The 22,288-nt window shown below is 53.4% G+C and carries 19 protein-coding genes; 4 read left to right on the top strand and 15 right to left on the bottom strand.

Annotated elements, in window-relative coordinates:
* Positions 1 to 10: 10 nt before the first annotated feature.
* The 9 genes from wcaF to ACFX4U_RS18145 all read right to left on the bottom strand — a co-directional run bounded on the left by wcaF (position 11) and on the right by ACFX4U_RS18145 (position 8,959).
* Complete coding sequence (wcaF, locus tag ACFX4U_RS18105; protein ID WP_313506725.1) at positions 11 to 565, bottom strand: colanic acid biosynthesis acetyltransferase WcaF; 555 nt, start codon at positions 563 to 565, stop codon at positions 11 to 13.
* Between the two features lie 22 nt (positions 566 to 587).
* Entirely contained in the window at positions 588 to 1,334 is a 747-nt protein-coding gene (wcaE, locus tag ACFX4U_RS18110; protein ID WP_200550460.1) for a colanic acid biosynthesis glycosyltransferase WcaE, read from the bottom strand.
* A gap of 13 nt (positions 1,335 to 1,347) precedes the next feature.
* Positions 1,348 to 2,568: a colanic acid polymerase WcaD gene (gene wcaD, locus ACFX4U_RS18115; protein WP_017458489.1), complete on the bottom strand. Its 1,221-nt coding sequence runs from the start codon at positions 2,566 to 2,568 to the stop codon at positions 1,348 to 1,350.
* Entirely contained in the window at positions 2,543 to 3,760 is a 1,218-nt protein-coding gene (wcaC, locus tag ACFX4U_RS18120) for a colanic acid biosynthesis glycosyltransferase WcaC (RefSeq protein WP_313506724.1), read from the bottom strand. Before wcaC ends, wcaD begins: the two co-directional genes overlap by 26 nt.
* A complete protein-coding gene (gene wcaB, locus ACFX4U_RS18125; RefSeq protein WP_131410548.1) occupies positions 3,757 to 4,248 on the bottom strand; it encodes a colanic acid biosynthesis acetyltransferase WcaB in 492 nt (163 codons plus the stop codon). Before wcaB ends, wcaC begins: the two co-directional genes overlap by 4 nt.
* Complete coding sequence (gene wcaA, locus ACFX4U_RS18130) at positions 4,248 to 5,093, bottom strand: colanic acid biosynthesis glycosyltransferase WcaA (RefSeq protein ID WP_044489411.1); 846 nt, start codon at positions 5,091 to 5,093, stop codon at positions 4,248 to 4,250. The genes wcaB and wcaA overlap by 1 nt, the downstream gene beginning before the upstream one ends.
* A 103-nt stretch (positions 5,094 to 5,196) precedes the next feature.
* On the bottom strand, positions 5,197 to 7,365 hold the full coding sequence (gene wzc, locus ACFX4U_RS18135) for a tyrosine-protein kinase Wzc (protein ID WP_305735568.1): 2,169 nt from the start codon (positions 7,363 to 7,365) through the stop codon (positions 5,197 to 5,199).
* Between the two features lie 2 nt (positions 7,366 to 7,367).
* Positions 7,368 to 7,811, bottom strand: coding sequence for a low molecular weight protein-tyrosine-phosphatase Wzb (gene wzb / locus ACFX4U_RS18140; protein WP_313506722.1), 444 nt, complete (start codon positions 7,809 to 7,811; stop codon positions 7,368 to 7,370).
* 2 nt (positions 7,812 to 7,813) lie between these two features.
* A complete protein-coding gene (locus tag ACFX4U_RS18145) occupies positions 7,814 to 8,959 on the bottom strand; it encodes a polysaccharide export protein (protein WP_065370566.1) in 1,146 nt (381 codons plus the stop codon).
* A 693-nt stretch (positions 8,960 to 9,652) separates the two neighbouring features.
* Between ACFX4U_RS18145 and ACFX4U_RS18150 the strand changes: the two genes are divergently transcribed.
* Positions 9,653 to 11,236 (top strand): TerC family protein, encoded by a 1,584-nt coding sequence (locus tag ACFX4U_RS18150; RefSeq protein WP_313506721.1) that lies wholly within the window; start codon positions 9,653 to 9,655, stop codon positions 11,234 to 11,236.
* Positions 11,237 to 11,277: 41 nt separating this feature from the next.
* Here the strand turns inward: ACFX4U_RS18150 and ACFX4U_RS18155 are convergent, their stop codons facing one another.
* The gene (locus ACFX4U_RS18155; protein ID WP_313506720.1) at positions 11,278 to 12,033 is read right to left on the bottom strand and encodes a DeoR/GlpR family DNA-binding transcription regulator; all 756 of its coding nucleotides are present in this window, start codon (positions 12,031 to 12,033) and stop codon (positions 11,278 to 11,280) included.
* 84 nt (positions 12,034 to 12,117) lie between these two features.
* Here ACFX4U_RS18155 and ACFX4U_RS18160 point away from each other — a divergent pair, with 84 nt between their 5' ends.
* Entirely contained in the window at positions 12,118 to 12,702 is a 585-nt protein-coding gene (locus tag ACFX4U_RS18160) for an NUDIX domain-containing protein (RefSeq protein WP_313506719.1), read from the top strand.
* Positions 12,703 to 12,748: 46 nt separating this feature from the next.
* On the opposite strand, the gene asmA is transcribed toward ACFX4U_RS18160, so the two are convergent.
* The 3 genes from asmA to udk form a co-directional block, all read right to left on the bottom strand.
* Positions 12,749 to 14,599, bottom strand: coding sequence for an outer membrane assembly protein AsmA (asmA, locus tag ACFX4U_RS18165; RefSeq protein ID WP_313506718.1), 1,851 nt, complete (start codon positions 14,597 to 14,599; stop codon positions 12,749 to 12,751).
* 25 nt (positions 14,600 to 14,624) lie between these two features.
* Positions 14,625 to 15,206, bottom strand: coding sequence for a dCTP deaminase (gene dcd, locus ACFX4U_RS18170; RefSeq protein ID WP_017458501.1), 582 nt, complete (start codon positions 15,204 to 15,206; stop codon positions 14,625 to 14,627).
* An 86-nt stretch (positions 15,207 to 15,292) separates the two neighbouring features.
* Complete coding sequence (gene udk / locus ACFX4U_RS18175; RefSeq protein ID WP_017458502.1) at positions 15,293 to 15,934, bottom strand: uridine kinase; 642 nt, start codon at positions 15,932 to 15,934, stop codon at positions 15,293 to 15,295.
* Between the two features lie 353 nt (positions 15,935 to 16,287).
* On the opposite strand from udk, the gene ACFX4U_RS18180 reads away from it, so the two are divergent.
* Complete coding sequence (locus ACFX4U_RS18180; RefSeq protein WP_313506717.1) at positions 16,288 to 19,617, top strand: diguanylate cyclase; 3,330 nt, start codon at positions 16,288 to 16,290, stop codon at positions 19,615 to 19,617.
* On the opposite strand, the gene ACFX4U_RS18185 is transcribed toward ACFX4U_RS18180, so the two are convergent.
* Both ACFX4U_RS18185 and alkA read right to left on the bottom strand, forming a co-directional pair.
* Positions 19,610 to 19,801, bottom strand: a complete 192-nt coding sequence (locus tag ACFX4U_RS18185; protein WP_380221005.1) for a hypothetical protein — start codon at positions 19,799 to 19,801, stop codon at positions 19,610 to 19,612. The two genes, ACFX4U_RS18180 and ACFX4U_RS18185, sit on opposite strands and share 8 nt — an antisense overlap.
* On the bottom strand, positions 19,776 to 20,624 hold the full coding sequence (gene alkA / locus ACFX4U_RS18190) for a DNA-3-methyladenine glycosylase 2 (RefSeq protein ID WP_313506716.1): 849 nt from the start codon (positions 20,622 to 20,624) through the stop codon (positions 19,776 to 19,778). Before alkA ends, ACFX4U_RS18185 begins: the two co-directional genes overlap by 26 nt.
* 133 nt (positions 20,625 to 20,757) lie before the next feature.
* Between alkA and yegD the strand changes: the two genes are divergently transcribed.
* Positions 20,758 to 22,110, top strand: coding sequence for a molecular chaperone (gene yegD, locus ACFX4U_RS18195; protein ID WP_313506715.1), 1,353 nt, complete (start codon positions 20,758 to 20,760; stop codon positions 22,108 to 22,110).
* Positions 22,111 to 22,288 lie beyond the last annotated feature (178 nt).

A 22,288-nucleotide genomic window follows, 5' to 3' on the forward strand; every position in this document is an offset into this window, starting at 1 on the left:
TAGTCCCAGTTCAGGGAGTTACCTTTTCAACGCGTTCGCGCGTCACCACTGCGGGATTGCCACGACAAATCACATTTGCCGGAAGCGATTTAAAAACACTGCTGCGCGCACCGACTACCGTCCCGTCGCCGATGGAGACGCCCGGCGCGACAAACACATCTGTCGCCAGCCAGCACTTCTCACCAATCACGATTGGCGTCGCGTTAATATCAAAATACGCGCTCATATAATCGTGACTGCCGGTGCACAAATAACATTTCTGAGAAACCACTGAATTCGCACCGATAGAAATATCACCCAGCGTGTATAACACTGCGTCATCTCCTACCCAGCTGTAATCGCCTAATGTTAATTTCCACGGATAAGTAATTTTTACCGATGGACGAATAACCACGCCTTTTCCAACCTTTGCGCCGAATAAGCGCAACAGGAATGCGCGCCAGCGATACAGCACCTGCGGGGACCAGGCGAATAATGTCGCCTGAACCGCCCACCACAGTTGAACCTTAATAGCGTTGCCGCCCCGAAAGCCTTTCGGCACGGAGAATCCTTTTAAATCCTGCATCATTTTTCCTTATATCTGAGCGTTATGCTTTGTTATATAAGGCTTTCGTTTTGCCGGTCGTCCGTAAACGCAACATATAAGACAACTGTGCCCAGAAGCCCGGCATGCGTAATATTTTACGCTGCACATTGCGAGCATCCTGACATAATTCAAGGTTATTAGACGTTGATACGCCGCCCATCGAAAATTCAGACACAAGGCCTTTCAAACGCTTAAACGGGAATCCCGCTTTAAACATTCTGGCGGCTAATGCGTAATCGGAAGAGACTTTATATTGCAGATCGTAGGGGTAAGTTTTCAGACCATTTACCGGGAAAAATATAGCCTGATGGCTGGCCGGTAAGCTGTGGTAAATATACCAGCCATGTTTTGCGCCACGACGTATTTTTGTGCCATCGCCGAAATCCAGCAGCGCATCGCCAATATACATTGCGTTCTCTTGCTCATCATCCAGCTGACGAACAACATCCACAATTTCTTCATGGAAAATATCGCCGGAATTGAGAAACAGCGCAAAGCGTCCTGCGGCCATATCGATCCCTTTATTCATGGCATCATAGATGCCTTTATCGCGTTCGCTGATATAGCGTAAATTGTACTGACCGTTGAGGTTTTTCAGAAATTCCTCAGTACCATCCTGAGAACCGCCGTCAACCACAATCCATTCGAATTCAATATTTTTCGCTTTCGCCAGGTGAGCCAGCGACTGCCAGGTTTTCATCACACCTTCATAATTACGAAACGCGACAGTAATAACACTTAGCAGCATTTGACCCACCTCTTCATGTAGCCGCGATATTCAACGCCTTGCGCAGAATAAACGGACAAACAATTAAAAACGCATATTCCGGGCTAAAGATAGACCCCGTAAAAAACAACGATATCGGAGTGAACAGATAAAGTTGAACACGAAAATTCTGATTGTTGCCAAAGGCATTTATCGTCATTTTTCCAACTTTAAACAGATACCATCCGGTCAGTAATACCGCGAACCATGAAAAATAAATGATCAGCAGATACAACCCATTGTCTATTGTTTTCCCGACGTCCGCACCGTTAAAGATTCCGAATGATGCGACATATTCGTAAAGTGAGCCAAATCTTACTACACCATCAATATTGGTCAGTGAATATCCCACCATCACCAGCGGACCGATAATACGATAATACGAGGAAGAGCCTTCCGTACCTAAATCGCCGATTCGTTCTGCGATATATGGAAAAGCAAATACAACGCCAACAATAAACACTGCCAGTGAAATAATTGCCAAAGGTAACTTTTTACGGATCGCCTCTTTGTTCAGATACTGGAAAGCCCATTCCAGCAGATAAAACAGGATAAATGTCATTACCCCTGAGAACGATCCCGAAAGAACTATCCCTGCCAAAATCATAGCATCGGTCTTCGGCGTTTTGATACCAAACTGTTTGATGCTGAGCCAAATTGAGATTAACGCCAGAGCGAAGAATGCCGGTTCGAAATATAACGCCGTAGTACGTTTACCGCCGAACTTGATAAAATTCAGCACGTAACTGTTGCTATAGATGAGATATTTCGAAATCCCCTCCATTAAACTACTGCCGCCAGTGAGGATAATCTGCGCCATTTCCATTGCCGCAAGTAGCACCACGAATGCCACTACCGCATAGAAAAATCTCAAGATCTTACGGTAATTATGCGGCGAAATAGTTTTGAAGCGGATACTCCACACCATGCCGATGATGATAACGATATAAACAAACAACATCGTCGAGGTGACATATTTGCTGGCGTCCAGCGACTTACCGAAAATGAAGTTAAACAGCGTCAGCCCTGCCCCGGCCCCCAGCGCTATCATCAGTTTTTTCACGCTGATGCGCTCAACATAGAGCAACAGCAGCACCGGCAAAAACGTCACGATAGTGATGGGAAAACTCTCCCCCAACTGGAGGAGTTTGACGTTAACCAGCAGGTAAATGAGCGGCAGCAGGAGGTAGCTACAGACCTTGATAGAATGAGACATACTCCTCCAGCATCTGTTGACCACTGTATGCCTGGCGGCTGCGCGCGCGGAACGCGTCAAGGCTTTCGCCAAATACCGCCTGGGCAATGTCGGCTTTATGGCACTGCACCAGCGGCAACACTTCCTGCTCGCTGAACGTTTTCCCGCCAGATTTCTGTAACACTTCGCGCGCCGCATCGCTGTGGGTGGCAATCACCGGGACACCGATAGATAACGCTTCGCACAGAATCAGCGGATAGTTATCGACGCGAGAACTAAAGACCAGCGCATCCATCTCGTTGAGTTCACTCATCAATTTGCGCTTATCGGTCAGAAAACCGTGGTTGATGACATTGCTGCCCTCAAACGGGGAAAACTTACCGAAGGTATGCAGTTCCACACGGTCATCCATCGCCATGATGTCGCGTACCAGTTGTTGGTTGGTTTTCCCGTCATAGCGTAGATCGTGCGCCACCACCGCAATCTTCGGTTTACCTTGCGTCACTTTCACCGGTGCCAGCTCGGCCAGAATGGCTTCAGTCGCCACATCAATACCGTTATTGATAATGTTGCAGCGCCCCGCGCCATACAGGCTATTAAAGGCGTCCGCTACGTGCTGGCTGGGGGAGATAAACTGGCAGCCGAGCGCCAGCATGTCGTTGAATAACTGACGTTTGCTATCGACCAGCTTATGCGCACGGTCAACCTTCACCGGCGGGTAGTTCGACAGCGTCGGGCATTTACGGCAATGCTCTTTCCAGCCTTCACAGCCATCGGTAAAGGCGCAGCGCCCGGTCACGCTCCAGTGGTCATGCAGCGTCCAGATAAAGGTGACATCCGGCTTGTGCGCTTTCACCTTCTGGCAAAATGTCACCAGCTCATCCAGATTCAGCCAGTAGCTGTGCATCACATGAAAGTGCAGCACAACCGGCCCTTCCGTGCGGGTCACGGTGCGATAGAGATTATTCAGGTTGCCGAACACATCGCGGTTAAACAGGCGAAACAGCGCCAGGTTAGCGATGGAAGTCAGACGTGGCGTCTGTTTATAGACCTGAGGATAGTTGTCGTGGCTGACGCTTTTTTTGCCGCCTTTGCCATAGCCGTAAATAAAACGTGATGAAATGCCCTGTTGCAGCGCACGCTGATGTAAATCGAGCGCAACGCCTGCGGCACCGCCTTCTGCAAGGCGCACGTTAAATTGAAAAATATTCATTTAATCACCTTCACGCGCGCTTTCTCGCCGACCACCAGCGCGTTGTCCGGCACGCTGTCGAGCACCACGCTACCCGCGCCAATGGTGACGTTGTTACCAATGGTGATATCGCCAATCATCACCACGTTGGCACCCAGTTCAACGTTGTTGCCAATCACCGGGCAGGCCAGGCTATCGGCCCCACGGTTGCCGATGGTGACACCATGACGAATGGTGAAATCATCCCCGGCGACGGTGTTTTTATTGATCACCACCGCATAGCCGTGATGGATGGTAAAGCGGCGACCAATCGTCGCGGCGGCCTGAATTTCATAGCCAAACAGGCATTCCGTGACAAAGCGGTACAACAAAATGACGGGCGCGGCCCAGAGATTGTTGATGACATGCTTTTTGCGCCACACGGAGCAAAAATGGGCAATGCGGTACGCCGCAACCATGCAGCACGGGCGCAAATTCCAGTGATTAGCGCGAAAATCTTCCAGACGCATTATTTCCCCCGCAGCCCATCAGCCAGACGCTTACCGTTGCGCAGAGAAAACAGCGTCAACAATGTGCGCCAGTTCATCCGCTTATTGCGGATTTGGTAGAGGGTAAACAGCTGATATTTCTTGCTGGCGCGATCGAATTTGTCTTTGTGTTTACGATAAAAATGGAAGTAACCGGAAAATTTCTTCGGTGAGGAAGTGATCTGCATTTCACCGTGGTTAATGTGCAGGATCTGCGTGGCTTCCTCGATTTTCCACGGCTCGCCGTACTCCTCGACCATCCGCAGGAAAATGTCGTAATCCTGCGCCGCCTTCAGTTGGGTATCAAACAAGCTCTCTTTAAAACGCCAGCCCCAGGTGAAAACCTGGTTGCCAACGATGTTGCGCTTGTAGAACAGCTTGCGCGAGAACGGCGATTTCGGGTACAGCGGTAAGCTCGCCGGTTGCGAATAGACTTCGCCCTGGCAGACATAATCGTTGGCGTACAAAAAAGCACGGGTATTGAGCAGATGTTTGTGCGCCAGAAAAACGGACAGACGGTTTGGCGTCCATTCATCGTCATCGTCAATACCGGTAATGTACTGGCCTTTCGCCTGCAAAATCGCCTGGTTGCGCACCGCGCAAGCACCAGAGTTAAAGGCGTTGCGCGTGTAACTGACACGCGGGTCGCCCAGCTCATCAACAAACTGTTGCAGTTGCTCGAAGCTTGCGGAGCAGTCATCAACAATGATCATTTCCCAGTGCGGGTAATCCTGGCGCAGCACCGATTTAATCGCGCGGATCGCCAGCTGCTGCCGGTTCCAGGTTGGCATATAAATTGAAATTAACGGGTTTGCTGTTGTGCTCATGATGCGTTCCCTAATGCGTTCAACATGCCGCTTTCGCCCTTACTGCCGCCTTTTCCCGTCAGGGAAAAGGCGCAGCGCGTTGAGGGATAGAGGTAAGATCTGGTTATTTTGAATCGGACTTGTATTCGTACTCGTAGTAGCCGTAATCCTGATAGCCGGTCGCACGGCGGAAAATCGAGTTCAGGATCACGCCTTTCACCTGAATACCATTTTGCTCGAAGCGGCTCAGGCTGGTCTGAATCTCTTTGAGCGTGTTCACCGCGTAGCGCGCCACCATCAGCGTGGTCCCTGCATGGCGACCCACTACTGCCGCATCCGTTACCGCAAGAATTGGCGGAGTATCAATCAACACCAGGTCGTAGTGGCTGCTGGCCCATTTCACCAGCTGGCTGAAGCGTTCGCTCATCAGCAGCTCGGATGGGTTTGGCGGCACCTGACCACGCGGTACAAGGTCAAAGTTGCTGATAGAGGTCGGCTTCGCGCAACTCTCGATAGTGCCCTTCCCGGCCAACACTTCGGACAAACCATTCACGTTGTCGGTGCCCAGCAGTTCATGGGTGTAGCCTTTGCGCATGTCGCAGTCGATCAGCAGCACGCGTTTATTGGTCTGGCTAATCACCGCCGCCAGGTTGGCACAGACAAAGGTTTTACCGATTGACGGGCTAACACCGGTCATCATCAACACATTGTTATTGGCCTGCATCATGGCGAAGTGCAGGCTGGTACGCAGGCTGCGCACCGCTTCGATGGCCAGATCCGTCGGATTCCCCACCGCCAGCAGTTGGCTCTGCTTATAGCGTTTAACCCCTTTGATGGTTTTGACGCTATCGCGCGCTTTTTGCCACTCCGACAGCGGAATGCTGGCGTAGACACTAATGCCCTGTTCTTCGAGCACTTGCGGGCTTTCGATGCCGCGGTTAAACAGCGAGCGCAGCAGCACACCGACCACCGAAACAATCAGGCCCAGGATAATGCTGCCAAGAATGATCAGCGCTTTCTTCGGCTTCAGCACGCCCGGTTGTGCGATGGCCGGGTCGACGATACGCACATCGCCAACGGTGCTTGCCTGGGTGATACGCAGCTCCTGCTGTTTATTCAGCAGTTGCATATAAACCTGTTGGCCTGATTCGACATCACGCGTCAGGCGAACAATCTCCTGCTGCGTTTCCGGCATCGCGGTGATGCGATCGTTCAGTTTCGATTTTTCATCTTCCAGCGCTTTACGTTTTTCCAGCAAGGTGCGGTAAGCCGGGTGAACTTTGGTATAGAGCTTGGAGATTTCCGCTTCGCGGAAGGTCAGTTCGTTCAACTGCGCATCGATGTTGACCATCGAATCGAGCACCGATTTCGCTTCCAGCGGCAGATCCACAGAGTCTTTGCGCTGGCGATAGGTGTTGAGTTTTTCCTCGGCCTCATCAAGGTTTTTGCGCACTTCCGGCAGTTGCTTATCGAGGAAGACCAGGCTCTTGGCCGCTTCTTCGGATTTGCGCTCAATGTTTTGCTCAAGGTAGTTGCGCGTGATGCTGTCCAGAATGGCGCGGATCTGATCACGGTCTTCGCCGGTATAGGTGAGGCTCAGCACGCCGGTGTCTTTGCCGTTCTCGGTTACCGTCAGGTTGTTTTGCAGGTTGTTAATCATGCCAAGCGTAGAAAACTTGGTCACGGTGAACTCGCTGTCATTCGAGGCCTGGATGGCACTCACCATCATGGTGACGCCTTGCTTGCTGAGCTGCTGCCCCACTTCGCCGCGCGCTTCAAAACCACCGTCGCTGCTTAACAGATATTGTTTCGGGCTAAGTACTTTTAAGGTAAAGGTCTGATCGTTCATGCCTTTTGGTAGCGTGAACGTGGTGACTTTCACCGTCTCGTTTTGTCGCCCCATCAGGCGATCCCACCCTGCGCCAAACAGCGGAAAGGTGTTTTTGACTACCGAAATATCCAGATCAAGATCGTCAACGGTTTTACCCAGCACCAGGCGTGACTGAATAAGCTGGATTTCCGCGTCCGACGCCGGTGGCTTGTTCGACAGTGCACTGTTCAGATCCTGTACCAGCGAACTTCCGGTGTTCTGCTCGATTTGCACCAGCGCATCAGCGCTGTAAATGGGAGTGGCGAACAGGCAGTAGACAACAGCAATCAGTGCGAAGACCGAGGTGATGCCCAGCACCCACCAGCGAGCCTCAATGATTGTGCCGAGCAAACGGCCAATATCGATTTCGTCGTTGCCCACCGCCGGGGCAGCAGAATGCGAATGGTGTGTTTTCTCTGTCATTATTATCCCTGCTGAGCTTGCAATGCCTGCGCCCAATGGCGGGCAGACTGGTCAAGTAAGGTGTAAATAGCTTCAAAAGCTTCACGACTTTTGCGATACGGGTCGGGGATCTCCCGCTCGTTATCCCAGTGGCCAAATAACATGACCTTTCCACGCATTTCCGGGGCAATCTCGCACAGGCGGGCAATATGTCGCTTTTCCATCACCAGAATCAGGTCGTATTCGCGGCACATTTTTCCGGTAATTTGTCGCGCGCAATGCCCTTCCAGAGAGAGGTGATTATCCGCCGCCACACTCACGGCGTTGGCGTCCGCGCTACGTCCAACCAGCGCGCCCAGCCCGGCTGACGCCACCGTTAAAGCGGGCTGGTATTTTTTCAGCAGCCGTTCTGCCGTTGGGGAACGACAAATGTTCCCCACGCATACCACCAGAATTTTGTTGAACATAGTCATTGCAGATTTTGGATGTCGTTGGCCGTGTTGGTCATGTAGCGAACGCCACTGATTGTCGGCAGCAACTGGTTGATGAGACGGTTCCAACGCGCAACCGGTGCGGTTGTGACATACACCACGTCATACGGCTGGAGACGGAAGTTCGTTGCCATAACCAGCGATGTCGCATCCGACATGTCGAGCTGATAAATGTTGGCGATCTTGTTGCCACGGCCGCTTTCGCTGCCTTTGAGCGGACGAATAACAAAAATGCCGCTGGCGTTGGAGGTGGTCAGATCGATACCTTCGGCCTGGCCGAGCGCTTCGGTCAGCGTCATGCCGCTGAAGTCCATTTTGAGCGTGCTCTGTTTTTTCACTTCGCCCATCACGAACACTTTCAGATCGTCATTACGCGGAACAAACAGAATGTCACCCGGATAGAGCAAACGGTTCTGGCTGAGATCGCCGTTTTGCATCAGCGCCTGCAGCGAAATGCGCTGCTCCTGGCCCTGATGTGTCAGCACGACGTTGCGCCAGTCTGCGCTGTCGGTCAGGCCACCTGCGGCATTGATCGCATCAAGAACGGTCAGCGGTACGTTGGTGATCGCCTGCTGGCCAGATTTCGCCACCTGGCCGGAGATATAGGCTTTTTGTGAGCGGAACGCGGCGATATTAACGTCCACCTGCGGGTCAGCAATATAGGTCGCTAAACGGCTGGTAATATCACTACGGATCTCGGAAAGCGTTTTACCGGCGACGTGAATCTTGCCGACATACGGATAAAACATGGTGCCATCGGGTTGTACCCAGTTACCGGCATCGCTCGAACTACGATACTGACCGGCCGGTGTGGTGAGTTCCGGGTGATCCCAAACGGTTACGTTCAGCACATCCCCTGGGCCAACGCGGTACTGGTAGGCGGAAATCTCCTGATCCAGTGACATATTCGGTTGGGCAACATTGGTGCGCGGGCGCAATTGTTCAATCAGACGCGGGGTTAATGGATAGACATTCACCATACGGTCTATATCAAAATCAGCATCCTGCTGTTTAATCACATCCTTTCCCATCGTAGACATATTGCTCCCGGGGAAGACGGTGCAGCCACTCATCAAGCTAATGGACACCAATAATGGCATCAATTTCGTTTTAGATTTCATCATTGATTAATTATCACTTTGGCAGAGTAATTATCCTGTGCGATTTAAATAAGCGCTCAAGCTGTACACAGATTCAGAATGCAGTTAATTCTTGAGAAATATAACTGGCATCAGTCCTAAAAAGCGTTTATTCAACCACATGCGATTACAGAATAATCCAGGCTGATTGACATACCCGCAGGCACGCTACCGCCCCTGGCTTTCAGTTACCAATTCACTGATTGACGCTAAGTCATTGATAGTCATCCATTACATCCTCTTTCTGGTGACGCTATTTGCCAACCAGATAAAATACGGCAGGTACCGGCTTTCGCACTGATTAACAATGCTGAAAATAAAGACGCTGGTATATTTGAACGATGCTGGAGGAATTGTTGCAGCTAAGCGAATAGCAGGCAAGGCGACATTCAGGGATAAACATCTTTTTAAGAATAATATTAAGACCAAAATTTTAGCTTTTTAGGATTTACCGCATATTGACAAAAAACTGACATAGCATTACCCATGCGACTTTTCCTATTATCCATATTTAAATAGTGATAATTAATCACAGAAACGATAAGGAAAGAACAATTAAAGCGTTTTAAATAACGACCTAAAATAAGATAAATCGCAGGCTGACATTGCAATTTATCTCATCTTTATCCATGATCGCGTTGTGACAATTGTCATATCACATAAGGTGTTACGTTAACGATGGAATGGATTGCCGATCCGTCAATCTGGGCTGGTCTGGTCACATTGGTGGTGATTGAACTGGTGCTGGGTATTGATAACCTGGTTTTTATTGCAATTCTCGCCGAAAAATTGCCGCCGGCACAGCGTGACCGTGCGCGCGTCACCGGTTTGATACTCGCCATGTTGATGCGTCTGCTGTTGCTGGCCTCAATTTCCTGGCTGGTCACGCTGACCCAACCTTTATTTACCGTTCGCGGGCTCAGTTTCAGCGCCCGCGATTTAATCATGCTCGTGGGCGGGCTGTTCCTGTTGTTTAAAGCCACGGTTGAACTCAACGAGCGCCTCGAAGGGAAAGACAGCGACAACCCCACGCAGCGGCGCGGCGCGAAATTCTGGGCCGTGGTGACGCAGATTGTCGTGCTGGACGCAGTTTTCTCACTGGACTCCGTGATCACCGCCGTGGGGATGGTTGATCACCTGGCCGTGATGATGGCGGCGGTGGTTATCGCCATTTCACTGATGCTGCTGGCGAGTAAATCCCTCACCCGCTTCGTCAATAACCATCCGACGATTGTTATTCTGTGTCTGAGTTTCCTGCTGATGATCGGTTTCAGCCTGGTGGCCGACGGGTTTGGTTTCCATATTCCGAAAGGTTACCTGTACGCCGCCATTGGCTTCTCGGTCATGATTGAAGCGCTGAACCAGTTGGCTATCTTCAACCGCCGCCGTTTTCTGTTCGCCGACCGAACGCTGCGCCAGCGCACCACCGAAACGGTCATGCGTTTGCTGAGCGGGCGTAAAGAAGAAGCGGAGCTGGATGCCGATGCCGCCTCGATGCTGCGTGATGGCGACGATGGTCAGATTTTCAATCCGCAAGAGCGGCGGATGATTGAGCGCGTGCTGAACCTTAATCAGCGCACGGTGAGCAGCATCATGACGTCGCGTCACGATATTGAACATATCGATCTGAGCGCGCCGGAGGCTGAAGTCCGCGCGCTGCTGGATAAAAACCAGCATACGCGCGTGGTGGTTACCGGTGGCGAAGAGGATGACACCCTGCTGGGCGTAGTGCATATCCTCGATCTGCTCCAGCAATCGTTACACGGCGAACCGCTCGATCTGCGCGTGCTGGTGCGCCAGCCACTGGTGTTCCCGGAAGGATTGCCGCTGCTGCAGGCGCTGGAACAGTTCCGTAATGCCCGTACCCACTTTGCGTTTGTGGTGGATGAGTTTGGCTCCGTTGAAGGAGTGGTCACTTTAAGCGATGTGATGGAAACCATCGCCGGCAACTTGCCCAACGAAGTGGAAGAGATTGACGCGCGCCACGATATTCAGAAAAACAGTGACGGGAGCTGGACGGCAAATGGTCATATGCCGCTGGAGGATCTGGTGCAATATGTACCGCTGCCGCTCGACGATAAACGCGAGTATCACACCATTGCCGGGCTGCTGATGGAATATTTGCAACGCATTCCGCAGCCGGGAGAAGAGGTTCAGGTGGGGGATTACCTGCTAAAAACGCTCGATGTGGAAAGCCACCGGGTGCAAAAAGTGCAGCTTATTCCGCTTGGCAGCGACACTAATCTCGATTACGAAGTGTAAAGCATGCCGGGGTTCGCCCCGGCCATTCCCGGCCTGTTTTCCTACGCTTTGACAATCGCAATGCCACGCCGGGCAAACGGCTCCAGCGTGCGCTCATCAGTTTGTGCATCGACCACCAGCGTATTGATAAGCCCGATATCACCGATCACCCACGGTGAGGCGGTGTTTAATTTTTCCGGTGAGGCCAGCACCACCGTCTCTGCCGCCCTTTGCGCCATGGCATGCTTGATACGCGACTCTTCGAAATCACCGGTGCTTAAGCCCGCCTCAACGTGCACGCCGGTCACCCCCATAAAAAAGAGATCGGCGCGCACGCGAACAATCCCCTCCAGCGCCGCCGCGCCGACATTGACGATAGAGTGTTTATAAAGCTGGCCGCCAATCATCACCACGTTAATGAGCGGATGTTGTGCCAGCCCGACAGCAATACTCGGGCTGTGGGTGACGACGGTAATGCGCAGATCGTCAGGGAAAAAGCGGATTAACTCACTGGTGGTGGTGCCGCCATCGATCATCACCACTTGCCCGGGTGATACCAGTTCAGCCCCTTTCTGCGCGATGCGCCGCTTGGCATCCGATTGCAATGTTTGTCGCTCAGAAAAGGTGACCACCGCCGCCGATGCTGGTAACGCACCGCCGTGCACCCGCTGTAAGCGCCCTTCCGCCGCCAGCTCGCGTAAATCGCGGCGCACGGTATCTTCTGAAATGCCGAACTGCTCACTGAGATTTTTTGACAGCACCTGCCCCTCTTCAGCGAGCCGGGCAAGGATCAGTTGTTTGCGCTGTGAGGTCAGCATAGGGGTGCTCCTGTTTGCACGAAATATCTTGTTAATGCACGAAACTGCACGATAAGATGCAATCTTACGTCCTGAGGAGCGAATATGCCATCTGAAAATGCACAAGTACGCATTGTTGCGACCAAACCCTTATCCGAAGATTGGGGCAAACTGACGAAGTACACCTTTGACTTTCGCCGCAGAGACGGTGAATGGCAGCGCCAGAGCCGCGAAGTTTACGACCGCGGTAACGGCGCGGTGATCCTGCTGTATAACGCGAGCAAACGCAGCGTGATCCTCACCCGGCAGTTTCGCTTGCCGCTGTTCGTTAATCAGCACAGCGGCTTCTTACTGGAAGCGGCAGCCGGCTTACTGGATGAACTTGCCGCAGAAGAGCGCATAAAACAGGAAGCAGAAGAGGAGACCGGTTACCGGCTTGAGCAGGTGCAAAAGGTGTTTGAAGCGTGGATGAGCCCCGGCTCGGTCAGCGAAAAATTGCACTTCTTTATCGCCGAATATGATGACAGCCGACGCACCAGCGATGGAGGCGGTTTAGCCGATGAAGGGGAGGATATCGAAGTAGTGGAGATGGATTTCACCGCCGCACTGGCGGCTATTCGCAGCGGTGAGATTGCCGACGGCAAAACCATTATGTTGTTACAGCACCTGGCGCTGGAAGGCATTTTGTAAATTGCGTTGCCGGGTGGTGCCGTGTCCACCCGGCAAACTGGCTCGCTTACATCTTCTCAAGCAGCTTTTTCACATCTTTGCCGCTCTGGCGATCTTTGTTGCGATCCGCCCAGTCATTTAACCGGCGTTTCGCTTCATCCTGCAGGTGTTTGCGCAGCAGTTGATCCACTTGCAGGCTATAGTTGAGCGTTTGCCATTTACCGTATACGCGCAGCGGAACGGGGGTATTTTTCAGGAAATCGATAAGCTCGCTCTCCCCTTTCCAGCCTTCCATCACACGCACTTCAAAGCGGGTATCCGCCTGCTCTTTCAGCAGATCCATTTCGCCTTCCCCGGTAAGCGACAGCAGCGCTGAACTCCCCTGCATGTCACTGAATTTCATCTGCCCCTTATCCAGCGACACATCGCTGGTGAAACTATCAAGCCGCGTGGCGTTATCGTAGTTTTCCTGCGCCTGCACATCGCTGCTGCGCGCCACGGCCTGCTGTACCAGTTGCTGGAAGTTGAGCCCTTCCATACGGCTGTTTTTCAAATCGACATGTGCCTCGCCCTGCCAGTGGCGGCGGAAATCTTCGGCGTCGATATTCGGTCCGGAAAAATCGCCTGCCATGCTCAGGCTGCCGGTCAGGGCAATCGGGTAATTAAAGGCTTTCAGGATGGTGCCGATTTCAACGTTATCCAGTTTTGGCTGGAAGGTCGCGAGGGATCTCTCACTGCGCACATCCAGTTCACCCGGTAACGAGATCTGCCCGTTGCCCATTTTTCCTTGCAGCGTGGGGATCGACAGCAAACCGGCATTATTGTTGAACTGCCCGACCACATCCGCAAACTGCATTCCGCGCCAGCGCACGCTTTTCGCGCTAATGCCAATCTGTGCGGTAAAACTGCGTAACCCGTTGTACTCCGGCGTGTCCAGGCTGGTGGAGATAACCGGGCGCGGCAGGCGGTTTTGCGCCTGCCCTTGCTGCTGCGGCGAGCCGCTGTTATCGGCGGTCTGCTCCGGCGGTAACAAATTATCAAGATTGAGAGAATCAAACTGCAAATCAAGCGCCCACACCGGCAGGTTGCCAAACGTCACGCTGCCGTTACCGGTGAGCGCGGTGTCGTTCGCGCGCAGGCTCAGATCGTTGAGCGTCAGGCGCTGCTGGGCACGTTGCCACTGCGCCTGTAAGTGCCCTTCTCCTTCGATGCCCTGCGTCGGGACATCGCCGCCCTGCAATTGCCATTTCACGTTATCAATGGCAGCGGTGAGGTTATGCGGATAATCGCGGGCATCTACTTGCGCGCTGAAAGAGAGCGTTAAATCACGTTGATTGCGGTTAATCCGCCCGGCGAAATCAAGCTTTGCCTGGTGCAACGAATCCTGCTCCATTTGCAGGCGGATATCGCGCACCGTCAGTTGTTCATCATCATCGTGCTGGAACACCAGCACGCTATCAGCCACTTGCAGGCTGGCGATATCCCAGGACCAGCCGCGATCCTCTTCCACCTGCGGCAGGTTGTTTTCTCGCGGTGCCACGGGCGCGCCTTTTTGCGGCGCGGCGGCGCTTTGCGGCGTTAACTGGATAACCGCGCCTTTGAGCATCACCTGTTTGACCTGCAACTGATGCGAAAGCAACGGCCACAGATTAACGTCAAGGCGCATATTATCGGCGGCGACCACTGGCGTCTGCGCACCGGGAGCGGTTAAGGTCATCCGCCCTGAGAGAATGCTAAGCTGCGGCCAGACATGCCAGCGCAGCGGGCCATCAAGCTGCAATTGATAACCGCTACGGGCTTCAACCTGACGCACCATATAAGCGCGAAAATCGTTGGGATTGACCAGTAGCACCAGCGCCGAAAGGCCGGCTACCAGCACGACCAACAGGATCATCAGCGTGGTTAACACTCTTCTCATGGCGTCCTCAGTAGCTCTACTTCACTCAGTCTTTATCAATACGGCTGGCGACCGCGCCTTGCTGATCGCGATATTTCGCATCTTCACGGCGGTTATAAGGGCGTTCTGCCGGACCAGAAAGCGGCTCGAAGCTCAACGCGCCAATCAGCATACCCGGGCGCAATGCCAGCGGCAGTTTGCCTGAATTATAGAACTCCAGCACGATGCAACCTGACCAGCCCGGATCGATACGGTGCGCGGTAACATGCACCATCAAACCCAGACGCGCCAGCGAAGAGCGACCGTCCAGCCAGCCAACCAAATCCGCAGGCAGTGTGACGGATTCATATGTCACCGCCAGCGCCAGTTCACCAGGGTGCAGGTAAAAAGCGTCGCCTTCTGCCAGCACAATTTCATCGCTCATCACCCGGTCAAGCGCCGCGCTAACTTCGTGTTTTGGGCCGCTGAGATCGATAAACGCCGCCGTGTGCCCACTGAATGTGCGGAATTTGTTGCCCAGACGGACATCCACCGTCGCACCGTTAATACGCTCAACCGGCGGGCGCGGATTAATCGCGAGCCGACCGTCGTTCAACCAGGCTTCTATATCTCGGTCACAAAGACGCATGGCACATTCTCCTTTTGATGCGACATACCCCTGAGCGCGCCTCAGGGGCCGGGCAAATTAATACGAACGGTGACAGCCTAACATTATTACTCAAAGAATTGGCTGATTTTGGCTTTCAGAATATCAATGGCAATGCGATTTTTACCGCCGCGCGGCACGATAATATCGGCGTACTGTTTGGAGGGTTCAATAAACTGCAGGAACATCGGACGCACGGTTTTTTGGTATTGCGCCATTACCGAATCCATTGAACGGCCACGCTCGTTAACGTCACGTTTGATACGGCGCATCAGGCAGATATCCAGCGGCGTATCGACGAAAATCGAGAAGTTCATCGCATCGCGCAGGCGTGAATCGGTCAGCAGCAGGATCCCTTCCAGAATGATGACTTTTTTGGCTTCAATGCGAATGGTTTCTTGCGTACGGGTATGTTCAACGTAGCTGTAAACCGGTAACTCAATGGCTTCGCCGCGTTTAAGCGATTCTAAATGCTGGAATAACAGGCTGTGATCCATCGCGCTCGGATGGTCATAGTTGGTTTTTACACGTTCTTCCATCGACAGATGGCTTTGATCTTTGTAGTAACTGTCTTCCGGAATAACGCCAATATGTTCATCACCTACCTGTTCGCGCAGTTCGCGGTAAAGAGTACTGGCAATAAGGCTTTTACCTGAAGCGGATGCGCCGGCGATACCGATAATGACGCACTGATGAGACTGATCAGTCATAAATTTAGCGACCTGATAACCTGGATGTAAAGGAAGGGCGACGCCAGAGCGTCAAACGCCGCAATTATAGGGATTTCACCGTCACGATACCAGTCGAATAGACATGGGATTCAGGTGTGATAAAAAGTCGCCAATTTTTACCCGCATAACGCATTATTCGCAAAGCAAACCGCTCAAAAATGGAGCGCGGTGCGCGTTTTATTCATCCACTAAGTAATTAATAACACTAAGATGTCAAATTATGAGCGCCCGGCATAGGAATTGTAAATTGTTTGTACTAGCATAATCCAAATTTCAAATTTCATTCGTCGGACTCTGTTCCGGACGGCACAGGGCTTGCGGATTAAGCGGTAATGAAGAAACAACACCAGCGCGTTTTGGTTACCACACCCCATCCTGGACTGCGGCTGCTCAGTTTAGGGCTACTCTCTTTTATCTTCACCCTGTTTTCGCTGGAACTGATCCGCTTTGGTACCGTCATTGCCCCGCTCTGGTTTCCCACCGCGATCATGACCGTGGCGTTTTACCGCCACGCAGGCAAGATGTGGCCCGGCATCGCGTTCGCCTGCGCGCTGGGGAATGTTGCCGCCACCGTCCTGCTTTTTTCCGTCTCTTTCGTCGATCTGCGTTATACCGCCGTCAATATTGTTGAAGCGGCCGTCGGCGCGATGCTGCTGCGTAAATTGCTGCCCTGGTATAACCCGCTGCAAAATCTGAGCGACTGGATCCGCCTTGCCATCGGCAGCGCGGTGGTTCCGCCGCTGGTCGGCGGTGCGCTGATCTGTTTGCTGGTACCGCCAGAAAACGTTTTGCGTACCTTTATTATTTGGGTGTTGTCAGAATCCATTGGCGCGCTGGCGCTGGTGCCGCTCGGGCTATTATTCAAACCGCACTACTTGCTGCGCCATCGCAAACCGCAATTATTGCTGGAAACGCTGGCGACGCTTGCCATTACGCTGACGCTCAGTTGGCTGTCGCTGCATTATTTACCATGGCCATTTACCGCTGTCATTGTGTTGTTGATGTGGAGTGCGGTTCGTCTGCCGCGCATGGAAGCGTTTCTGGTCTTTCTGATAACCGTCATGATGGTGTCGTTGATCATCGCGCGGGAACCGAACCTGATTATCGCGCCGAAAAGCGGTGTGATGACCAACGCGCCCTGGCTGCCGTTTTTGATGATCCTGCTGCCGGTTAACGTGATGACTATGGTGATGTACGCCTTTCGCGCCGAACGGAAGCACATTACCGAAAGCGAAGAACGTTTTCGTAACGCCATGGAATATTCCGCGATTGGCATGGCGTTAGTCGGCACCGAAGGGCAGTGGCTGCAGGCCAACAAAGCGCTGTGCCAGTTTCTGGGTTACAGCCAGGATGAATTGCGTTTAATGAACTTTCAGCAACTCACCTGGCCGGAAGATTTACACAAAGACCTCGAACTGCTTGATCAACTGGTGCGCGGCGACATTCCCACCTACTCACTGGAAAAGCGCTACTACACGCGTAATGGCGATCTGGTCTGGGGGTTGCTGGCCGTTTCTGTCGTGCGCCACGCCGACGGCACTCCGCTCTATTTCATTGCCCAGATCGAAGATATTAACGACCTGAAGCAGACCGAGTGGGTGAACAAGCGCCTGATGGAGCGCATTACCCTTGCGAACGAAGCGGGCGGTATCGGTATCTGGGAGTGGGAGCTGGAGCCAGACATCATCAGTTGGGATAAACGTATGTTTGAAATGTACGAAGTCCCTGCGCATATGAAACCGACCTGGCATCTGTGGTACGAACGCATTCTGCCGGAGGATCGCCCGGAAACCGAGCGCGTTATCCGCGATGCGCTGGCCGCCCGCGTCGCCTTCAAGCTGGAATTCAGAGTGCCGGTTAAAGAGGGGATTCGCCACATCCGCACCCTTGCAAACCGCGTGCTCAATAAGAACGGCGAAGTTGAGCGACTGCTCGGCGTCAATATGGACATGACTGAGGTAAAACAGCTTAACGATGCGCTGTTCCAGGAAAAAGAGCGGCTGCACATTACGCTGGATTCCATCGGCGAAGCGGTGCTGTGTACCGATGTTGATATGAAAGTCACCTTTATGAATCCGGTGGCGGAAAAAATGAGCGGCTGGCCGCAGGAACACGCCATTGGTCAGCCCTTGTTGACGGTGCTGCGCATCACCTTCGGCGATAACGGTCCGGCGATGGAAAACATTCATAGCGGCGATATGTCGCGTACCGCGATTGAGCAGGATGTGGTGCTGCACTGTCGTACCGGCGGCAGCTTCGATATCCACTACAGCGTCACGCCGTTAAGCACGCTGGACGGGCAGAATATCGGCTCGGTGCTGGTTATCCAGGATGTCACCGAGTCGCGCAAAATGCTGCGCCAGCTCAGTTACAGCGCCTCTCATGACGCCCTCACCCACCTGGCGAACCGCGTCAGTTTTGAAAATCATCTCAAGCGCCTGCTGGTGACCGTGCAGGAGTTCCACCAGCGACACGCGCTGGTGTTTATCGATCTCGACCGCTTTAAGGCAGTGAATGACACCGCCGGGCATGCCGCCGGTGATGCCTTGTTGCGCGAAATTTCCTCGCTGATGCTCAGTATGCTGCGATCCACCGATATTCTCGCCCGTCTCGGCGGCGATGAGTTTGGTCTGCTGCTGCCAGATTGCAATATCGAGAGCGCGCGCTATATCTCCGGGCGGATGGTTGAAGCCATTAATGATTACCAGTTTATGTGGGAAGGCCGTTTGCACCACATCGGCGCCAGCGCCGGGATTACGATTATTGATGAGACCAATTACCAGGCATCAGACGTCATGTCGCAGGCGGACATCGCCTGTTACGCCTCCAAGAACAATGGTCGCGGCATCGTTACCGTCTACGAAGCGCAGCAAGGGCTGATGCAGCATGAGCGCAGCATGATGTCACTGGATGAGCAGTGGCATATGATCAAAGACAACCATTTGCTGATGATTGCGCGCGGCGTGGCCTCGCCGCGCGTGCCGGAGGCCTGTAATTTCTGGCTGCTGTCGCTGCGCCTGTGGACCAGCGAAGGGGAAGTGATGGAGGAGCACGCGTTCCGCTCAGGGTTGTCGGAACCGGAACTTATCCGCGCACTCGACAGACGGGTGTTTCACGAATTTTTCCGCAACCATGCGACAGCCGTCGCGGGTAAGGGCCTTGGCGTCGCCCTGCCCCTTTCCGTCGTTGGGCTGGCCAGTCAGTCTCTGGTGACAGAACTGCTGCAAATGCTGGAAAGCGGGCCAATGCCGGGACGTTTGCTGCACCTGATTATTCATGCCGATGCGCTGATGCGCGAAGGCAACACCATTACTGAAAATCTCAAACGACTGCGCCATGCGGGTTGCCGCATTATTTTCAGCCATATCGGGCACGATCTGGAAGTGTTTAACCACCTCACACCGCATATGGCCGACTACCTGTTGCTGGAGCCTGAGTTAGTCACCAATGTCCACGGCAACCTGATGGACGAGATGATGGTGACCATTATTCAGGGTCACGCGCAGCGACTGAGCGTGAAAAGTATCGCCGGGCCAACTCATCAGCCGCTGATGATGGATACCCTGTCGGGAATCGGTATCGATTTGATCTACGGAGATATTATTTCTCAGGCACAGCCGCTGGATTTGATGCTGAATACCAGTTATTTCGCAATTAACTGAATTGATGTAAATACAGACATTTCGCCGTCATGGAGGGTAAATAAGGCGTTATTGTCGCAGCTAGTTTGGCCACGGCCAGCGCGGAAAAACCGGAGCGTACACGCAGTACGTGAGGATTTTGAGCACTGCCCGGGGTCAAAATGGCAAGAAAAATAGCCTTATTCCCCTTCAGGCTGCCAGCCATCGGTATACCAGATATGCAACAACGCATATGAGCGCCACGGCTGCCAGCGCGCCGCGTAACGGCGAATTTGCGCGGGCGTCATCCCGGAAAAACGCTGCTTAATAAGGTAATCATCCGGCAGGAATACATCTTTCGCCTGCCAGCCACGCAACGCGAAATAGTTCGCGGTCCAGCGACCGATACCCGGCCAGGTTTGCAGCGCTTTCACCCCTTGTTCCATATCCGCGGGTGGGCTGAGCGGAAATGTACCGTCGCAAACCGTCTGCGCAAGAAAAATGAGCGACTCCGCACGTTTTAGCGGCATGCCCAGCGCTTTGAGTTCTTCCGGCTGCGCTCGCGCCAGTTGCTGCGGCGTGGGGAAACAGATCATTCCCGGCGCGTCTGCCAGCGGTTCACCGAAGCGCTGCGCCACTTTTGCGGTCAGTTTCGCCGCCATAGCCACACTCACCAGTTGCCCCAAAATCGCCCGTACCGCCTGTTCAAAAGGGTCCACACTGCCCGGCAAACGCAAACCGGGCCGCGCCGCGCCAAGTGAGCCCAGCGCGGTGTTGACGGTTTCTGCGTCACAATCCAGATCAAACAAGCACCGCAGGCGCACCAGACAGTGTTCAGCCACCGGCACAAGCCCATCGCTGAGTATGACCTTCAGCGTCGTGGTGGCTAAGTCAGGCTCGGCGGTGATTAATCCGCGATGCCCATGATAATGGAAAGTGCGCACATAACGCGTTGCGCTAATCTCTTCAACGCCCGCCACGGCGCGCGCGCGTAAAAAATCGAACATCCACGCCCAGTCATATGGCTTGCGCCAGTGCAGTGTATACATAGCAACTCCTGAATAGTGACGCTAACAGCATAACAAACCGGGCATTTTCCGCCTTGCTTTCATATTCCTGTTGTCGCCCGTCACGCATTCGGCTAAAGTCGCCCCCCTTCTTCACTGGCATGGGGATAAACACGTGTTTGTTGGTTTTGACTACGGTACGGCAAACTGCTCAGTCGCGGTGATGCGCGACGGCGCTGCGCAACTGCTGAAAATGGAAAACAACAGTACCTTACTCCCGTCGATGCTCTGCGCACCGACGCGTGAAGCGGTCAGCGAGTGGCTCTATCGCCACCATCAGGTTCCGGCGACAGACGGCGAAACCCAGGCGCTGTTGCGTCGGGCAATGAGCTTTAACCGCGAGGAAGATATTGAGGTTAGCGCCGCCAGCGTGCAGTTCGGGCTGGCTTCATTGCGTCAATACGTCAGCGACCCGGAAGAGGTGTACTTTGTTAAATCACCGAAATCCTTCCTTGGTGCCAGCGGCCTGAAACCGCAGCAAATCGCCCTGTTCGAAGATCTGGTCTGCGCCATGATGCTGCATATTCGCCAGCAGGCAGAAACGCAACTGCCGGAAAGTATTGATCAGGCCGTGATTGGCCGCCCGATCAACTTCCAGGGGCTGGGCGGTGAGGAAGCCAACGCGCAGGCGCAAGGCATCCTTGAGCGCGCCGCGAAGCGCGCCGGGTTCCGTGATGTGGTGTTCCAGTTTGAACCAGTCGCCGCCGGGCTCGATTTTGAAGCCACGCTAAGTGCGGAAAAACGTGTATTGGTGGTGGATATCGGCGGCGGTACGACCGACTGCTCATTATTGCTGATGGGGCCACAGTGGCGCGACAAGCAAGAACGCGCCGCCAGTCTGTTGGGCCACAGCGGTTGCCGCGTTGGCGGTAACGATTTAGACATTGCGCTGGCGTTCAAAAGCCTGATGCCGCTGCTCGGCATGGGCGGTCAGACAGAAAAAGGCATCGCCCTGCCGATCCTGCCCTGGTGGAATGCGGTAGCGATTAACGATGTTCCCGCGCAGACCGAGTTTTACAGCGCCGCCAATGGCCGCTTGCTTAACGATCTCCTGCGCGAAGCCCGCGATGCGGAGAAAGTTGCGCTGCTGGTAAAAGTGTGGCGGCAGCGTCTGAGCTACCGGTTAGTGCGCAGCGCCGAAGAGAGTAAAATCGCCCTTTCCGATGACGCACAGGTTAGCGCGCAACTGCCCTTTATTAGCGATAATCTCGCGGCGGCGATAGACCAGGAAGGTCTGGAAAGCGCGCTAAATCAACCGCTGCAACGCATCCTTGAACAGGTGCAACTGGCGCTGGCAAACAGCGCGGAAACGCCGGAAGTGATTTATCTCACCGGCGGTAGCGCGCGTTCACCGCTGATTAAAAAAGCGCTGGCGCAAACCCTGCCGGGGATCCCGATTGCGGGCGGCGATGACTTCGGCTCCGTCACCGCCGGTCTTGCGCGCTGGGCGCAGACACTGTTTCGTTAATATCTTGCCGGGAGGATCCCTCCCGGCATTATTTTCTTCTTTAAAATCCCCCTAACGCAAATTACCCTACCTGCCATACGTTTCCAGACAGTGTTTCATTTTTCCTCCATTTTTCCGGGGCATGCCGTTACTAAACTAGTATTATTTCGCCATTAGTTTTCCGATGAGATACCTATAA

It is taken from the genome of Kosakonia sp. YIM B13588 (assembly GCF_042788165.1).
GTDB classification, from domain to species: Bacteria; Pseudomonadota; Gammaproteobacteria; order Enterobacterales; family Enterobacteriaceae; genus Kosakonia; species Kosakonia sacchari.

Excerpts from the sequence above, each read along its gene's own strand:
- wcaF (WP_313506725.1), bottom strand. The coding sequence starts at position 565 with ATGCAGGATTTAAAAGGATTCTCCGTGCCGAAAGGCTTTCGGGGCGGC.
- wcaE (WP_200550460.1), bottom strand. The coding sequence starts at position 1,334 with ATGCTGCTAAGTGTTATTACTGTCGCGTTTCGTAATTATGAAGGTGTG.
- wcaD (WP_017458489.1), bottom strand. The coding sequence starts at position 2,568 with ATGTCTCATTCTATCAAGGTCTGTAGCTACCTCCTGCTGCCGCTCATT.
- wcaC (WP_313506724.1), bottom strand. The coding sequence starts at position 3,760 with ATGAATATTTTTCAATTTAACGTGCGCCTTGCAGAAGGCGGTGCCGCA.
- wcaB (WP_131410548.1), bottom strand. The coding sequence starts at position 4,248 with ATGCGTCTGGAAGATTTTCGCGCTAATCACTGGAATTTGCGCCCGTGC.
- wcaA (WP_044489411.1), bottom strand. The coding sequence starts at position 5,093 with ATGAGCACAACAGCAAACCCGTTAATTTCAATTTATATGCCAACCTGG.
- wzc (WP_305735568.1), bottom strand. The coding sequence starts at position 7,365 with ATGACAGAGAAAACACACCATTCGCATTCTGCTGCCCCGGCGGTGGGC.
- wzb (WP_313506722.1), bottom strand. The coding sequence starts at position 7,811 with ATGTTCAACAAAATTCTGGTGGTATGCGTGGGGAACATTTGTCGTTCC.
- ACFX4U_RS18145 (WP_065370566.1), bottom strand. The coding sequence starts at position 8,959 with ATGATGAAATCTAAAACGAAATTGATGCCATTATTGGTGTCCATTAGC.
- ACFX4U_RS18150 (WP_313506721.1), top strand. The coding sequence starts at position 9,653 with ATGGAATGGATTGCCGATCCGTCAATCTGGGCTGGTCTGGTCACATTG.
- ACFX4U_RS18155 (WP_313506720.1), bottom strand. The coding sequence starts at position 12,033 with ATGCTGACCTCACAGCGCAAACAACTGATCCTTGCCCGGCTCGCTGAA.
- ACFX4U_RS18160 (WP_313506719.1), top strand. The coding sequence starts at position 12,118 with ATGCCATCTGAAAATGCACAAGTACGCATTGTTGCGACCAAACCCTTA.
- asmA (WP_313506718.1), bottom strand. The coding sequence starts at position 14,599 with ATGAGAAGAGTGTTAACCACGCTGATGATCCTGTTGGTCGTGCTGGTA.
- dcd (WP_017458501.1), bottom strand. The coding sequence starts at position 15,206 with ATGCGTCTTTGTGACCGAGATATAGAAGCCTGGTTGAACGACGGTCGG.
- udk (WP_017458502.1), bottom strand. The coding sequence starts at position 15,934 with ATGACTGATCAGTCTCATCAGTGCGTCATTATCGGTATCGCCGGCGCA.
- ACFX4U_RS18180 (WP_313506717.1), top strand. The coding sequence starts at position 16,288 with ATGAAGAAACAACACCAGCGCGTTTTGGTTACCACACCCCATCCTGGA.
- ACFX4U_RS18185 (WP_380221005.1), bottom strand. The coding sequence starts at position 19,801 with ATGGCTGGCAGCCTGAAGGGGAATAAGGCTATTTTTCTTGCCATTTTG.
- alkA (WP_313506716.1), bottom strand. The coding sequence starts at position 20,624 with ATGTATACACTGCACTGGCGCAAGCCATATGACTGGGCGTGGATGTTC.